18 protein-coding genes, 1 tRNA gene and 1 pseudogene are annotated in these 13,771 nt (G+C 68.6%); 9 read left to right on the top strand and 11 right to left on the bottom strand.

The features are described from left to right. Window positions 1-420 precede the first annotated feature (420 nt). From A5767_RS00095 to A5767_RS00080, 4 genes are all read left to right on the top strand, one after another. Complete coding sequence (locus A5767_RS00095) at window positions 421-912, top strand: HNH endonuclease signature motif containing protein (RefSeq protein ID WP_064851336.1); 492 nt, start codon at window positions 421-423, stop codon at window positions 910-912. 28 nt (window positions 913-940) lie between these two features. Beyond that, window positions 941-1,025 (top strand) — tRNA-Leu (locus tag A5767_RS00090). Window positions 1,026-1,094: 69 nt separating this feature from the next. Further along, complete coding sequence (locus tag A5767_RS00085; RefSeq protein WP_024100522.1) at window positions 1,095-1,511, top strand: hypothetical protein; 417 nt, start codon at window positions 1,095-1,097, stop codon at window positions 1,509-1,511. Then, a complete protein-coding gene (locus tag A5767_RS00080; protein WP_006554752.1) occupies window positions 1,508-1,885 on the top strand; it encodes a DUF3817 domain-containing protein in 378 nt (125 codons plus the stop codon). The genes A5767_RS00085 and A5767_RS00080 overlap by 4 nt, the downstream gene beginning before the upstream one ends. 76 nt (window positions 1,886-1,961) lie before the next feature. Here the strand turns inward: A5767_RS00080 and A5767_RS00075 are convergent, their stop codons facing one another. The 3 genes from A5767_RS00075 to A5767_RS00065 form a co-directional block, all read right to left on the bottom strand. Further along, window positions 1,962-2,402, bottom strand: coding sequence for a response regulator (locus tag A5767_RS00075; protein WP_064851335.1), 441 nt, complete (start codon window positions 2,400-2,402; stop codon window positions 1,962-1,964). After that, the gene (locus tag A5767_RS00070) at window positions 2,399-3,964 is read right to left on the bottom strand and encodes a sensor histidine kinase (protein ID WP_006554750.1); all 1,566 of its coding nucleotides are present in this window, start codon (window positions 3,962-3,964) and stop codon (window positions 2,399-2,401) included. Before A5767_RS00070 ends, A5767_RS00075 begins: the two co-directional genes overlap by 4 nt. Before the next feature lie 70 nt (window positions 3,965-4,034). Next, window positions 4,035-5,219: a PP2C family protein-serine/threonine phosphatase gene (locus A5767_RS00065; protein ID WP_230826442.1), complete on the bottom strand. Its 1,185-nt coding sequence runs from the start codon at window positions 5,217-5,219 to the stop codon at window positions 4,035-4,037. Between the two features lie 59 nt (window positions 5,220-5,278). On the opposite strand from A5767_RS00065, the gene A5767_RS00060 reads away from it, so the two are divergent. Beyond that, window positions 5,279-5,752, top strand: a complete 474-nt coding sequence (locus tag A5767_RS00060; protein ID WP_231913075.1) for an STAS domain-containing protein — start codon at window positions 5,279-5,281, stop codon at window positions 5,750-5,752. Window positions 5,753-5,807: 55 nt separating this feature from the next. Continuing rightward, window positions 5,808-6,290 (top strand): ATP-binding protein, encoded by a 483-nt coding sequence (locus tag A5767_RS00055; protein ID WP_024100519.1) that lies wholly within the window; start codon window positions 5,808-5,810, stop codon window positions 6,288-6,290. Window positions 6,291-6,371: 81 nt separating this feature from the next. On the opposite strand, the gene A5767_RS23880 is transcribed toward A5767_RS00055, so the two are convergent. Beyond that, window positions 6,372-6,497 carry a hypothetical protein gene (locus A5767_RS23880; protein ID WP_019288990.1) on the bottom strand — a complete coding sequence of 42 codons (126 nt, stop codon included), beginning with the start codon at window positions 6,495-6,497 and terminating at the stop codon, window positions 6,372-6,374. Between A5767_RS23880 and A5767_RS00050 the strand changes: the two genes are divergently transcribed. Together A5767_RS00050 and A5767_RS23950 are read left to right on the top strand one after the other, a co-directional pair. Next, window positions 6,496-6,687 (top strand): hypothetical protein, encoded by a 192-nt coding sequence (locus tag A5767_RS00050; RefSeq protein WP_019288989.1) that lies wholly within the window; start codon window positions 6,496-6,498, stop codon window positions 6,685-6,687. The two genes, A5767_RS23880 and A5767_RS00050, sit on opposite strands and share 2 nt — an antisense overlap. A gap of 119 nt (window positions 6,688-6,806) precedes the next feature. Next, a pseudogene (locus A5767_RS23950) lies at window positions 6,807-7,097 on the top strand (DUF3349 domain-containing protein); the annotation flags it as partial. Between the two features lie 192 nt (window positions 7,098-7,289). Here the strand turns inward: A5767_RS23950 and rdgB are convergent. From rdgB to clpS, 7 genes are all read right to left on the bottom strand, one after another. Continuing rightward, window positions 7,290-7,901 (bottom strand): RdgB/HAM1 family non-canonical purine NTP pyrophosphatase, encoded by a 612-nt coding sequence (rdgB, locus tag A5767_RS00040; RefSeq protein WP_039587351.1) that lies wholly within the window; start codon window positions 7,899-7,901, stop codon window positions 7,290-7,292. Window positions 7,902-7,908: 7 nt separating this feature from the next. Then, on the bottom strand, window positions 7,909-8,697 hold the full coding sequence (gene rph / locus A5767_RS00035; protein WP_006554744.1) for a ribonuclease PH: 789 nt from the start codon (window positions 8,695-8,697) through the stop codon (window positions 7,909-7,911). A 34-nt stretch (window positions 8,698-8,731) separates the two neighbouring features. Beyond that, window positions 8,732-9,493: a cyclic nucleotide-degrading phosphodiesterase gene (locus tag A5767_RS00030; protein WP_033096427.1), complete on the bottom strand. Its 762-nt coding sequence runs from the start codon at window positions 9,491-9,493 to the stop codon at window positions 8,732-8,734. A gap of 143 nt (window positions 9,494-9,636) precedes the next feature. After that, a complete protein-coding gene (locus A5767_RS00025) occupies window positions 9,637-10,263 on the bottom strand; it encodes a rhomboid family intramembrane serine protease (protein WP_006554742.1) in 627 nt (208 codons plus the stop codon). Between the two features lie 26 nt (window positions 10,264-10,289). After that, window positions 10,290-11,420 (bottom strand): P1 family peptidase, encoded by a 1,131-nt coding sequence (locus A5767_RS00020; RefSeq protein WP_064851334.1) that lies wholly within the window; start codon window positions 11,418-11,420, stop codon window positions 10,290-10,292. Then, on the bottom strand, window positions 11,381-11,959 hold the full coding sequence (aosR, locus tag A5767_RS00015; protein ID WP_033096425.1) for an oxidative stress transcriptional regulator AosR: 579 nt from the start codon (window positions 11,957-11,959) through the stop codon (window positions 11,381-11,383). Before aosR ends, A5767_RS00020 begins: the two co-directional genes overlap by 40 nt. Window positions 11,960-11,983: 24 nt before the next feature. Then, window positions 11,984-12,340 carry an ATP-dependent Clp protease adapter ClpS gene (gene clpS, locus A5767_RS00010; RefSeq protein WP_024100510.1) on the bottom strand — a complete coding sequence of 119 codons (357 nt, stop codon included), beginning with the start codon at window positions 12,338-12,340 and terminating at the stop codon, window positions 11,984-11,986. A gap of 69 nt (window positions 12,341-12,409) precedes the next feature. Here clpS and A5767_RS00005 point away from each other — a divergent pair, with 69 nt between their 5' ends. Then, window positions 12,410-13,741 (top strand): nicotinate phosphoribosyltransferase, encoded by a 1,332-nt coding sequence (locus A5767_RS00005; protein WP_064851333.1) that lies wholly within the window; start codon window positions 12,410-12,412, stop codon window positions 13,739-13,741. Window positions 13,742-13,771 lie beyond the last annotated feature (30 nt).

Here is a 13,771-nt window from a genome sequence, read left to right as displayed (position 1 = left end):
CGTGAAACGACGGATCGAGGCCTACGGAATCGACACATCACATTTCCGGGGCATGGCCCACCAGAAGGGACGACCAGCCCGGAACCGGCTGCACTGGTCGGACGTGCTCACGGTCGCACCGGCAGGCTCGAACCGGAAGGAGACCAGAGCGCTCAGGCGCGCACTCCTCGAACACGGTCGTGCACACGAGTGCGAGATGTGCGGCATCGGACCGGAGTGGCTCGAATCTCCGCTCGCGCTCCACATCGATCACGTCGACGGCAATCCGAACGACTCCCGCCCGCACAACCTTCGCTTCCTGTGCCCGAATTGCCACAGTCAGACGCCGACCTGGGCGGGCAGGAACGCACGTCGCGTTCTCGGCGAGCCCCCCGAGCGGACTCCCGGCCGGATCGGAGCGGAACCCGAAGAGGCGGCATGATGACGCGACCGGTCAAGTACACCGAAGAGATGCTGCAGGAAGCGGTTCGGAACTGCATCAACTTCGCCGAGGTCATGCGGTACTTCGGCCTCAAACCCAATGGCGGGCACCACACGCATCTGAGCCGCCGGATCCGCGCCCTCGGCATCGACACGTCCCACTTCACCGGACGGCCCAGGACGACCGAGCGCAGACCGTACGTCCGTCACGAGTGGCAGGACCTCCTCATCGAGAAACCGCGCGGGTCCAGACGCACGAAACCGGATCAGCTCCGACGGGCGCTCGTCGAGTACGGACGCCCCTACCGGTGCAGCCGATGCGGCACCGAGCCCGAGTGGAACGGGAGACCGCTCACCTTGCACGTCGACCACATCGACGGAAACCCTAACGACTCCCGCCCGGAGAACCTCCGCTTCCTGTGCCCCAACTGCCACAGTCAGACGCCCACCTGGGCCGGACGAAACGTACAACTCCGTATGGCGCCGGAGTGACGGCCATGCCGTATCCTGCTGAGGTCTGGCGCGAGTGGCGGAATTGGCAGACGCCCGGGTTTTAGGTACCCGTGTCTTAGGACGTGGGGGTTCGAGTCCCCCCTCGCGCACCACGTGACCTCACCCACGGTGCACCGACCGGTCTTGGCAGGTCGGTGCACCGTTCGGGTACCGTCGAGGGCGTGTCCGAGCATCGCCCTCCCCGCCGGTTGGCCCTGATCATCCTGGTCCTGGTGGCCGCGGCCGGATGCCTCGGTCTCGGCTACTGGCAGTGGGTCCGGTTCGAAGCGGTGGGCGGCACCTACCAGAATCTCGGCTACGCCCTCCAGTGGCCGGCCTTCGCCTTCTTCTGCGTCTACGCCTACCGGCGCTTCGTCCGCCTCGAGGCCGAGGAGCAGGAAGCCGAGAGCACCGGCGGACGACGCCCGTCCGAGCCGGACGAGCCCACCGAGATTCCCGAGGATCTTCTTCCCACCCGTCCGCGCACGCTCGCCGAGGCACGCGAGCAGGAGGCCGCGGATCCCGACGCACAACAGATCAACGAGTACAACGAGTACCTCGCGCAGCTCGCGCGCAGGTCCGATAGGAGCGCTCAGTGAGCACGACCCCCGAGCAGGCGTCCGGCCAGGCCACCACGCCGCGCGTCGTCAGTGAGGCCGACCGCAAGAAGATCCGGTCCGCTCTGCTGCGTTACCGCGTGCTCGCCTACGCGACCGGTATCTGGCTGCTGATCCTCACCGGTGAGATGGTCGCCAAGTACATCATCGGTGTCGAGAACGTGCCGGCCTGGATCGCGATCGTGCACGGCTGGGTGTACGCGGTGTACCTGGTCCTCACCTTCGACCTGTCGATCAAGGTGCGCTGGCCGATCGCCCGGACGGTGTGGACGCTCCTGGCGGGCACCATCCCGTTCCTGTCCTTCTTCGTCGAGCACAAGCGCACCCAGCAGGTGAAGGCCGACTTCGGCGTCTGAGCCGGTAACCTCCACGAACACGAATCGGGCGGATCCCCTCGAAGGATCCGCCCGATTTCGTTGCGAACGAGCGCGCTCAGCGTCGCGGCAGGCGCACCACCTGCACGAAGAACTCGTCGATCTGGCGCACCGCGTGGATGAACTGATCGAGGTCGACCGGCTTCGTCACGTACGCGTTGGCGTGCAGCTTGTAGCTGCGGAGGATGTCCTCCTCCGCTGCCGAGGTCGTGAGGACGACGACGGGGATGTCGGTGAGGTCGGCGTCGGACTTGACCTGCTCGAGGACCTGCCGTCCGTCGTACTTGGGCAGGTTCAGGTCGAGGAGGATCAGGTCGGGCCGAGGGGCGTTCTCGTACTCTCCGCGCCGGTAGAGGAAGTCGAGTGCCTCCTCGCCGTCGCGGACCACGTGAAGGGTGTTTCCGATCTTGTTGTCCTCGAACGCTTCGCGCGTCATCAATTCGTCGCCGGGGTCGTCCTCGACGAGGAGGACGTCGATCGGCCGCCCGGAAACGCTCATGCAGATGCCCCTTTCAGAGCGACTTCGGTTGCAGACATGTCGTCGCCTGCCTTGGGAATCGTAAAGCAGAATCGACTGCCTTCCCGATACTGCGGGTCGAGCCAGATCTCTCCACCGTGGTATTCGACGATCTTGCGGCAGATGGCCAGGCCGATGCCGGTGCCGGTGTAGACGTCCCGGCCGTGCAGCCTCTGGAAGATCACGAAGACCTTGTCGGCGAACTCTTCGGCGATACCGATTCCGTTGTCCTGCACGGAAAATCGCCAGAACTCGTCGTCCCCGTCGACGATCTCCTCGCAGTCGACCCGGATCTCCACGGGCCTGTCCTCGTGGCGGAATTTGATCGCGTTGCCGATCAGGTTCTGCCACAACATGATCATCAGTGTGGGATCGCCCACGATCGTCGGCAGGGACTCGGGCCGGGTGATCTCCGCCCCGGATTCCTCGACCGCCTGGGAGATGTTCGTCAGAGCCGCGTCGAGGGTCACGTCCAGTTCGGTGCGGACGTGCGCGTCGCTGACGCGTCCGACGCGGGAGAAGGTCAGCAGGTCGTTGATGAGCACCTGCATACGCTTCGCGCCGTCGACCGCGAAGGCGATGTACTGGGTGCCGCGTTCGTCGAGCTTGTCGCCGTAACGCTTCTCGAGCAGCTGACAGAAGGACGCGACCTTGCGCAGCGGCTCCTGCAGGTCGTGGGAGGCGACGTAGGCGAACTGTTCGAGTTCGGAGTTCGAGCGCCGCAGTTCCGTCGTCTGGTTCTCGAGTTGCTCCTCACGCTCGTGCGCGACCTGCAGTTCGCGCACGATCCGCTCGCGCATGTCCTCGACGTCGCGACCCAGCGCATAGATGTCGGCGGGGCCCTGCGGCTCGATCTCGCGCTCGAAGTTCTGGCCCGCGACGACGCTGCGCGATGCCTGTCGCAGACGCTGGATCGGACGGACCACGATCATCTGGAGCAGGACTGCCAGGCCCACGCCGGCGAGCAGGAAAACCACGACCATGCCGGCAAGGATGCGGTCGCGCGTGGTGCGGGTGTCCTCGAGAGTCGCGATGCCGTCCTCTCGGGCCTGCGTGAGATCGGCGTTCTGGACCTCGAACGCCGCCCGGAGCCGGTCGAACGCGACGCGGCCCGCATCGACGACGGCGGGATCCACGAACTGCGGTTCCCCCGGTACGACGGTGGAGATGAGCGGTTCGGCGTACACGCGTCGCCACTGCGCCGCGTGCGTTTCGATCGCGTCGAGGTCCGCCATCAGCTTCTCCTCGTCGCCGACGAGAGCGCGCAACTCGGCGGCGGCAGCCTCCTCCTCCCGCCGTCCCTCCTCGTAGGGCATGACGAAATCGGGATCGGCGGCGAGAATATAGCCACGTGCGCCCGTCTCCTGGTTGATCAGCGCCGATTGCAACCGGTACGCCTCGACGCGGGCGGGCTGGATCCGGTCGCGCACGTAGTTGGAGTATTCGGTCGTCTCACGGAGGAAGTGGCTGCCGACCACGGTGCCGACGACCACCAACACACCCATCACGCCGAGTACGAGCAGGAACCATGCCTGGACCGTCATCCTGCGAGAGGGAGGGCGACGCACGTCCCCCGTCTCCGCCGTTGCGTCGCTGTTCGTCATGCGGTGATGATCACTTCCTGTTCCATTGCACGTGGACGACTGCCACGTCGTCGGACAGCCCTCCCCTACTGTCCGCGAGTTTCTCGGCACCGTCGATCAGCGAGTCGGTGAACTCGGCAGCCGGCAGATGGGCGCGTTCGCGCGCGAGCTCGAGGAGTCCTTCCTCACCGAGTCGTTCCGGGCCGCCGCCTCGATGACCCTCGAACAATCCGTCGGTGAACAACACGATCGCGCCGTCCTCGGGCAGATCCAACTCGTGGACGGGCCAGGTGGCCACTCCCGGCAGCAGGCCGAGAGCGGGACCACCGGGCGCTTCGATCCAGTCGATGGTTCCGCCGTGGCGGAGCAGCAGCCCGGGATGACCGGCCCGCATGACCTCGACGGTGCCGTGGTCGGCACACATCGTGAGGTTCGTCATCGACGCGAAGAAGCGACTCTCCGTGCGCTCGGCGACGAGCAGTTCCTCGAGTTGGTGCAAGCGGCGGGGACCGTCTACCCCGCTGAGCACGAGCGTGCGCCACGCGATGCGCAGGCCCACGCCGAGGGCGGCCTCGTCGGGGCCGTGACCGGAGACGTCGCCGATGAGGACGTGGACGGTGCCGTCGCCGGTCTGCACGACGTCGTAGAAGTCGCCGCCGAGAAGAGCAGACGACCGGCCGGGTCGGTAACGGGCGACGACGTCGAAGTCCTGCCCGTCGCGCAGGAGTGGGGACGGGAGCAGGCCGCGTTCGAGTCGGGCGTTCTCCTGCGCGTGAAGCTGGCTCGCCTGGAGTTCCGCCGCAGCGATCTCGGTCTGCTTTCGCTGGATGGCGTAGCGGACGGCGCGGCCGAACAGATCGGGTTCGACGCGTCCCTTGACGAGATAGTCCTGGGCGCCGACGGACAGCGCGGCGAGGCCGGTCTGTTCCTCCGCGAGGCCGGTGAGGACGACGATGGGGACGGAATCGGTGATTTCCTGGATGCGGGCGACGGCTTCGAGGCCGCTCGCATCGGGCAGGTGGAGGTCGAGAAGTACGCAGTCGGGAGCCGACGTGGCGAGTTCGTCGCGGGCCTGCGCAAGTGTCTGCACCCACACGACGGTCATCTCGGGGGCACTGTCGACGACGAGTTCCTCCACGATGAGCGCGTCGCCCGGATCGTCCTCGATGAGGAGCAACGACGGTGGTTCGACCGACTCGCTCTGCGCTCGGTGCATGTCCACTCGGCGCCCCTCCCTCCCTGCTCGAAAGGGAACATTACAGACTCGGCGACAGCATGGTCACAGGGTGGTCACGGCGGGTCGCGGCCTCGGCCGACGGACCGATATGTGCATCTATCGGCACGATCTTGCATGATGGCAAGGTGAACGATCCCATGACCGCGCATCCGCATATGACTGTTTCCACGACCCGTATCGGCTCCGTGGCCGTACTGTCCGTCAACGGCGAAGTCGACATGACGAGTGCCCCCCTCCTCGAGCAGGAAGCCCTTGCACTCCTCGACACCGACATCTCCGGACTTATCGTCGACCTCAGCGGGGTTGATTTCCTCGCTTCGATGGGTATCGCTCTGTTGGTCGAGTTGTCCAAGCGAGCCGGCGACAACACCGGTTTCGCCGTCGTGGCACATGGCAGCGCCACGGCACGCCCGCTCGAACTCCTCGGCCTCGGAGAGGTCCTGGCGATCCATCCGAAGCTCGACGACGCGCTCGTCGGCCTCGGTAACTCGCCGGAAGGCGTCTCCGAGTAGACCGCCGTACCCGACGAACCGAGGAGCCATGTCGTCTGCGCCCGAGGAGTCAGCTTTGCTTTTTCCCGACGAGATCCGTTCGTCGGGTGTACGAGCCGACCCGACCGAGATTGCAGGCCTGCGGGTCGTCACGAGGCGGTGGCTGGCGAAGCTCCCCCTCAGCGAGGACCAACGACAGGACATACTGCTCGCGAGCTACGAAGCGCTCGCGAATGCCGTCGAGCACGCCTATGCGCCGGACGACGCGCACGGCACGCTCGACTACGAGGCGACGTATCTGCCCAACGAGGGTGAGGTGGTCGTGCGGGTCGTCGACCACGGCTCCTGGCACGACGCCGTCGACAGCGACGCCCGACGTTCACGCGGTCACGGGCTGACGCTGATCCGCAATCTGGCCAGCGACGTCCAGGTCTCGGCCGGCCCGAAGGGCACGGTCGTCGAGATGCGCTGGGTCCTCGAGGAGACGGACAGGGCAGAGAACGACAGGGTAGGGGACGACAGGGCAGGGGACGAACTCTCGTCCCACGACGCGAGCTGACTGCGCGGTAGGCGCGCGTCGCGAGTTCCCGATCGAAGCGGCCGCGGGAGGAGCACCATGCTCCTCCCGCGGCCGCTTTCGTCATACCTGCAGGGCACCCACGTCCGGCTTCGCGGGACCGAACTTCGGTGCCAGTTCGCGGCGTGCCGCACGGTCGCCGAGGTGTTCGAGCAACCGGCGCCCGGGAGCCGATCTCGTCAGGACCATGTCGCTGCGTTTCCATCTCCGCGGACGCGGTAGCCGCCCTGTGGAGGCGATCGCGTGGATCTTCGTGCGCACGGTCGAGAACGTGGCCGTCTCCTGTGTTCTCGACCGTCCCCCGGTGGATCGGGACGTCGTGGCCGACGAGCTCACCGCCATGGTCACGGCGTATCTGCGGGACATGTCGCTCCCCTGACGGGGCGAACCAGGTGTTCCTCGCTATCGTGGCGGGAACCCTGTGGCCCTGACAGGGGGTTCCCGCCGGACCCTTCGGTTCGAAGGGTCCGATGCGGGACGGTGAGTGAGGAGGCGGCGATGGCGCGTTGGAATCCACGGGTGGTACTGGACTGGTTGCGTGCGGGATATCCCGAGGGGATCCCGGCCAAGGATCACTTCGCGTTGCTTGCCGTGCTCGAGCGTCGGCTCACCGACGAGGAACTTCTCGAGGCGATCGAGACGGCGGCGGCGACCGCGTCCGAGCACCCGGAGCGGCAGGTCGACCACGACACCCTGCGGAAGATCGTGGCAGGGGTGATCCACGAGGAACCGGACCCGCAGGACGTCGAGCGCGTCCGTGAGCAGCTGGTCGCTGCGGGCTGGCCCGTTGTGGGCGGTGAACTCTCCCGCGGCGACGAGGCGACCGAACCCGTCGAACCGGATACGCAACCGACGACCGGGACGACTGCGGCGCCGGCATCCGACGCTGTTGCTGCATCGGATACCGGCGCCGCGGAACCCGTGCGCGAGGAACGTGGGACGCAGGCCGGCGCGCGTTAGCGACTCGCGGCGAGCCGCGAATCAGGCGCTTGCGGCGAGCGCAGCGAGGGCGGGCACGAGCTGGGCGAGTGCCCGTCCTCGATGCGACTGTGCGTCCTTCTCCTCCGCGGACAGTTCCGCGGCGGTGCGTTCCTCGCCTTCGGGGCGGAAGACCGGGTCGTAGCCGAAACCGTTCTCGCCGCGCGGCTCGCGCACGATGCTGCCGCGCCATTCGCCGCGCACGACGGTCGTGACGAATCCGTCGTCCGACGGCACCACGAGCGCGCACGCCGACACGAAGGCCGCGCCGCGACGCGCGTCCGGCACATCCTGCATCTGGCCGAGCAGCAGTGCGGTGTTCGCCTCGTCGTCGCCGTGGCGTCCGCTCCAGCGCGCCGAGAGCACGCCGGGCATGCCGCGCAGGGCGTCGACCTCGAGACCGGAGTCGTCGGCGACGCAGGGCATCCCTGTGGCGGCTGCGCCGTCGCGGGCCTTGGCTCCGGCGTTCGCTTCGAAGGTCTCCCCCGTCTCGGGTGCCTCCGGGTAGGGCGGGACGGTGTCGAGACCTACGAGTTCGATGCCGTCGATCCCGGCGCGGTCGAGCACGCGCTGCAGTTCGCGCAGCTTCTTCGCGTTGCGACTTGCGACCAGCACCCGCACGTCAGACTCCGAACTTCTTCTTGACGACCTCCGCCTCGACCGGCTCGGGCAGGGTGCCCAGGTACGGCTCGGCGAGCACCTCGCGCTGGATCCGGCACAGTTCCTCGATGCCGGCGAGCGAGGAGTCGAGCATCGCGTCGAGCGTGGAACGCGGGAAGGTCGCGCCTTCGCCGGTGCCCTGGACCTCGACGAGGGTGCCTGTCTCGGTGGCGACGACGTTCATGTCGACCTCGGCGCGCACGTCCTCCTCGTAGGGCAGGTCGAGACGGACACGTCCGTCGACCACGCCGACGCTGACGGCGGCGATCTGGCACGAGATGGGCTGCGGGTCGGCGAGGCTGCCCGCGGCACGCAGGTAGGTCACCGCGTCGCACAGTGCGACATAAGCGCCGGTGATCGCCGCGGTGCGGGTGCCTCCGTCGGCCTGCAGCACGTCGCAGTCGATCGCGATGGTGTTCTCGCCAAGGGCGGCGAGGTCGATGCATGCGCGCAGCGACCGGCCGACGAGCCGGCTGATCTCCTGGGTGCGGCCGCCGAGCTTGCCCTTGACCGATTCGCGTCCGCTGCGGGTGTGGGTGGCGGCGGGAAGCATCGCGTACTCGGCGGTGAGCCAGCCGAGACCGGAGCCCCTACGCCACCGCGGCACGCCTTCCTCGACGCTGGCGGTGCACATCACGCGGGTCTGTCCGAATTCGACGAGCACGGAGCCCGCCGGGTGGTTGGTGAAACCCCGGGTGATGCGAATGCTCCGGAGTTCGTCGTCCGCTCTGCCGTCTTCTCGTGTCGTCACTCGTCCGAGCCTAGGCGATCCGGGGGCGGGCCTTTCAGATGCGGTACACGTCTCCGGCGGTGACCGCGTGGACCGGTCCGGAGTACTCGGCCTTGGCCTCGGCGATGACGTCCTCGCGGGAGGTCCACGGCGGGATGTGGGTCAGGAGGAGTTCGCCGACACCGGCGAGGGCCGCGACGCGACCGGCCTCGGCGCCCGAGAGGTGCACGCCCTCGGGGCGTTCCCCCGGCGCGTGGGTCCACGACGCCTCGGCGAGCAGCACGTGGGCGCCGCGGGCGAGTTCGACGACCGAATCGCACATGCCGGTGTCGCCGGTGTAGACGAGGGTGCGGCCGGAGTCGCTGGTGATGCGGAAGCCGTAGGCCTCCGGCGGGTGGTGGACGCGGCCGGGGCAGATGGTCAGGCTCCCGAACCGGATCTGCTCGCCGTCGCCGAGCATCCGGACGTCCAGGGTGTCGCTGACGTCGTCGACCTCGCCGGGGATCTCCGCGGACGCCACACCGATGCGGTGGGCGGTGCCGGCGGGACCGTAGGTGAGGACGCGGCCCTGCGGCGGGGACGGCGAGTAGCGGCGCCAGACCAGCAGACCGGGCAGGTCGAGGCAGTGATCGGCGTGCAGATGGGACAGGAGGATCGACACTTCGCCGGGGTCGGCGTGGCGCTGGAGCGCGCCGAGGACGCCGGGACCGAAGTCGATGACCAGGGGCGGGGTGTCCGGTGCCGTCAGCAGGTAGCCGGAGGCTGCGGAATCCGGCCCGGCCACACTGCCCGAGCACCCCAGAACGGTCATGCGCATATCAGCCATGCTGCCATGCCGAAGGTCCCTCGATGAAGCCAACGCGCGTATTGCGGCGCAGACTCACAGTGGCCGGGAAGGTGTGACGCGCGGATCGTTCGGCCACTTCGCGCGGCCGATCGGCGGGTTGTCGGCGCGGGTGGTCAGCGCGGCACGACCGAGGGGGTGGTGCGACGGGCGCGACGCGCGTCCGCGGACAGCGCCCACGCCGCGAGAACGCCGCCGACCGCACCGAAGAAGTGCCCTTCCCAGGAGATCCACGGTTCGCTCGGCAGCACCCCCCACAGCATGCCGCCGTAGAGGAACAGCACCACGACTCCCAGCAGGATCTGCCCGGCCTTGCGGGTGAACACTCCGCGCACGATCAAATAGGTGAGCCACCCGAAGATCAGGCTCGACGCTCCGATGTGGGTCTCGCCCGAGCCCGCGATCAGCCACGTCCCCACTCCTGCGACGACCCAGATGATCGCGGTCGCGGCCAGGCCGCGCCCGATGCCGGAGAGCAGCACCAGGAAGCCGAGGACGAGCGCGGGCACGGTGTTGGCGGTGAGGTGGGCCCAGTCGGCGTGCAGGATCGGCGCGAACAGCACGCCCCACAGCCCGTCGGCGGTGCGGGGTTCGACACCGGCCGCGTCGAGATCGGCGGGGAGCACCGCATCGACGGTCTCGATGCCGTAGAGCATCGCGACGAACCCGCCGATCCACAGTCCGGCACGTTGCCAGATCGGCCGGATGCGAGTGTCGGCGCCGGTGCCGCTGGGAATGGTCATGGCACCATTCTGCCGTCACGTACCGGTCAGTGGCCGAAGACCGAGGGCAGCACGTCGCGATAGGCGGGGATGTCGGCCACGGAGGTCGCGGACAGGATCGCGTCGACGATCGCGCGTTCGACCACCACCGCGGCGGCCTCGCACACCGCGGCGAGGATCGGCAGTTCGGCGGCGAAGGCCAGGATCGGCGGGGCGTCGCCCAGTGCGTCGGAGACGTCGGCGGTGCCGGTCGAGAGGGCGAAGATCGTGTCGCCGTCGAGCGGTGAGTGCGCGGGACGGATCGCGCGGCCGAGACCGTCGTGCCCGGTGACCGCGACGCGACGGCACGCCGCCTTCGACAGCGGTGCGTCGGTGGCGACCACACCGATCGTGGTGTTCAGGACGGTGCCCTTGTCGCCGAGCGCGCGGGCCGCGGCCAGATCCGCCGCGGAGGGCGACGACAGTCCGAGTTCTTCGGCTCGCGCGGCGTCGACGCCCCAGGGCAGTCCGGTCACGGGGTCGAACACCGAGCCGACGGGGTTGGCGACCATCAGTGCCGCCACGGTCACCCCGGTCGCGGGACCGTCCGTGATCCGCACGCTCGCCGAGCCGATGCCGCCCTTGAGCGCCCCGGCGCGGGCACCGGTGCCGGCGCCGACGCTGCCGCGCTCGAGGTGCGTGGAGCTGGCGGTGGCCGCGGCGGTGCATCCGGAATCGGCGGTCGGGCGCGCGGACCACTGACCCACCGGCAGGTCGAAGATGACGGCGCCGGGGACGATCGGGACGACCGCGCCGGGCGCGCCCATCGGGATGCCCTTGCCGTTCTTCTCGAGATAGCGCATCACGCCGTCGGCGGCGGCCAGCCCGTATGCGCTGCCACCGGTGAGGAGGACCGCGTCGACACGCTGCACGGAATGACTCGGATCGAGCAGGTCGGTCTCCCGGGTGCCCGGTCCCCCGCCGCGCACGTCCACCGATGCGACGGCGGACGGGTCGGCGAGCACGACGGTGCATCCCGTGGCGGCGCCCGTACCGGGAATCTCGGGGGTGCCGACGGTGACCTCGGGATCGAGGCGCTGCCAGTGACCGACACTCAGACCCGCCACGTCGAGCAGCGAATCGGTCGGCCCCGGCACGGTCACGGCTGAAGCGCCTGGACGAGGGAGTCCTGCATCCATGTCAGCCAGTGGTAGACGTCGAGATGCGGGGCACGCGGATCGTCGTCGTCGAGGACGTCGGGGGTGTCGGCGTCGATGCCGAGGGTGGTGCCGAGCGCGAGCCGCACGTCGTTGAGCCCGTACAGCCAGGCTTCGGCCTGTTCGGGATTGAGCACCACCTTGCCGCCGCCTTCGGGCACGGTGCGCAGGATGACCGCGCCGGCGGCGAGCTTCGCATCGATGATGCTCGGTTCGTGCAGGCTCCGCATCGCACCGTTGAGGTCGGCGGCGTCGTCGCCGACATCGGCGACGGCATCGGTGTCGGGGCGGTGGAAGTCGGGAAGGAGTCGTCGCAGCGCCGGGATCTCGGGCGGGGTGGCGTTACCGGTGCGCAGGCCGGTCAGCGCCGCGAGGTCGTCCTGCGGGGTCTGTCCGGCGCGTTCCTCGAGCATGCCCAGCACGGAGGACACGAGCGACCGCAGCACCGACGCTTCGTGGGCGTCCATCTCCGACCGGAGCTTGGGGCCGCTGAGCGAGTTCTTCCTGGTCCACTGCCGCACGTCGGTCGGGCCCTCCTGTGGGGATCATTCGTCGCGTTGCATCGTCGCCCACAGTCCGGCGGCGTGCAGACGCTGCACGTCGTGTTCCATCTTGTCACGCGAACCACTCGACACGACGGCCTTGCCCTCGTTGTGGACCTTGAGCATGAGCTCGGTGGCCTTGGCCTTGCTGTACCCGAACAGCTTCTGGAAGATGAACGTCACGTAGTGCATGAGGTTGACGGGGTCGTCCCAGACCACGGTCACCCATGGCCTGTCGACCGCTTCGATCTCCTCGACGATTTCGGCCTCGGCCGGAACGGCCTGTCCCGCCATGGCCGGAACGGCCTGGCCGGCCATGAATCGGACGTCGAGCGGAGTGGTCGTACTACACGGCGCCATGTTCCCAGGGTACGACTTCGGAGCACGGCGAAAAACCCGCCTCGGAGGCCGTGGCTCTACAGTGATCGGGTGCCCGAAGCCATTCACCGTGCCGGTCGTCCCGGCACCGCACTGTTCACGGACAAGTACGAGTTGACCATGCTCGAGGCTGCCCTGGCGGACGGCACGGGCGACCGCCCGTGCGTCTTCGAGGTCTTCGCCCGGCGTCTTCCCCCGGGCCGGCGGTACGGCGTCGTCGCAGGCACCGCGCGGTTGATCGAGGCACTCGGATCGTTCCGGTTCGACGAGGCCGAACTCGAACTCGCCGCCGGTTTTCTCGCTCCGCGCACCGTCGAGTGGCTGCGCGACTTCCGGTTCTCCGGCGACATCGACGGCTACCGCGAGGGCGACTTCTACTTCCCGGGTTCACCGATCCTGTCGGTGAGCGGCACCTTCGCCGAGTGTGTGCTACTCGAGACGCTGACGCTGTCGATCTTCAACCACGACAGTGCGATCGCCTCTGCGGCGGCGCGCATGGTGAGTGTGGCCGACGGCCGCGCGCTCATCGAGATGGGGTCGCGGCGTACCCACGAGGAAGCGGCGGTCGCCGCGGCGCGCGCGGCCTATCTCGCGGGCTTCGACTCGACGTCCAATCTGCAGGCCGCACAGCGGTACGGCATCCCCGCAGCGGGTACCGCCGCGCACGCGTTCACCCTGCTGCACACCACGACGGCTGGTCGCGACGAGGCGTCCGCCTTCCGCAGCCAGGTCGAGAGTCTCGGTGTGGGCACGACCCTGCTGGTGGACACCTACGACATCACCGAGGGCGTGAACACGGCGATCGCGGTGGCCGGCCCCGAACTCGGTGGCGTGCGGATCGATTCGGGCGATCTCGGTGTGCTCGCCCGCCAGGTGCGCGAACAACTCGACGGACTCGGCGCGACCCGCACGAAGATCGTGATGTCCGGTGATCTCGACGAATACGGGATCGCGGGTCTGCGCGCCGAACCGGTCGACGGCTACGGCGTCGGCACCTCGCTGGTGACCGGCTCGGGGGCTCCGACGGCGGGCATGGTCTTCAAGCTCGTGGAGGTCGACGGCCTCGCGGTCGAGAAGCGCAGTGCGTCGAAGGAGTCCCGAGGGGGCGCGAAGCGGGCCGTCCGGTACGCGCGGAGGACGGGCACGCTCGTCGAGGAGGTCGTGTACCCGGCCCGCGCCGAGCAGGTCCCGCCGGGCGAGGGTTCACAGGTCCACGAACTGATGATCCCGCTGGTCCGCGGCGGCGAGGCGGTCGGCGATCTGCCTACCCTGGAGGAGAGCCGTGAGTACCTCCGGCAGGGCATGGTGCGTCTGCCGTGGGAGGGCCTGACGCTCTCGGCCGGGGATCCCGCCCTCCACACCCGCATCGTACGTGAGGGGTGAGTGCCATGCGCGCATTTCTGGTGGTCGACG

Origin of the sequence: Rhodococcus sp. 852002-51564_SCH6189132-a, from assembly GCF_001665495.1 — a bacterium.
In the GTDB taxonomy this organism is placed as follows: Bacteria; Actinomycetota; Actinomycetes; order Mycobacteriales; family Mycobacteriaceae; genus Rhodococcus; species Rhodococcus pyridinivorans.
The sequence above is the reverse complement of the archived record's forward strand: the minus strand, read 5'-3'. Positions and strand labels throughout refer to the sequence as shown.

Bases quoted from the DNA above. Each gene is read 5' to 3' on its own strand.
- A5767_RS00030 (WP_033096427.1), bottom strand. From the start codon at position 9,493: ATGCGCATGACCGTTCTGGGGTGCTCGGGCAGTGTGGCCGGGCCGGAT.
- A5767_RS00095 (WP_064851336.1), top strand. From the start codon at position 421: ATGACGCGACCGGTCAAGTACACCGAAGAGATGCTGCAGGAAGCGGTT.
- clpS (WP_024100510.1), bottom strand. From the start codon at position 12,340: ATGGCGCCGTGTAGTACGACCACTCCGCTCGACGTCCGATTCATGGCC.
- A5767_RS00020 (WP_064851334.1), bottom strand. From the start codon at position 11,420: ATGGATGCAGGACTCCCTCGTCCAGGCGCTTCAGCCGTGACCGTGCCG.
- A5767_RS23880 (WP_019288990.1), bottom strand. From the start codon at position 6,497: ATGGTCCTGACGAGATCGGCTCCCGGGCGCCGGTTGCTCGAACACCTC.
- A5767_RS00060 (WP_231913075.1), top strand. From the start codon at position 5,279: ATGGTCACAGGGTGGTCACGGCGGGTCGCGGCCTCGGCCGACGGACCG.
- A5767_RS00025 (WP_006554742.1), bottom strand. From the start codon at position 10,263: ATGACCATTCCCAGCGGCACCGGCGCCGACACTCGCATCCGGCCGATC.
- A5767_RS00065 (WP_230826442.1), bottom strand. From the start codon at position 5,219: ATGCACCGAGCGCAGAGCGAGTCGGTCGAACCACCGTCGTTGCTCCTC.
- A5767_RS00050 (WP_019288989.1), top strand. From the start codon at position 6,496: ATGTCGCTGCGTTTCCATCTCCGCGGACGCGGTAGCCGCCCTGTGGAG.
- A5767_RS00075 (WP_064851335.1), bottom strand. From the start codon at position 2,402: ATGAGCGTTTCCGGGCGGCCGATCGACGTCCTCCTCGTCGAGGACGAC.
- A5767_RS00070 (WP_006554750.1), bottom strand. From the start codon at position 3,964: ATGACGGTCCAGGCATGGTTCCTGCTCGTACTCGGCGTGATGGGTGTG.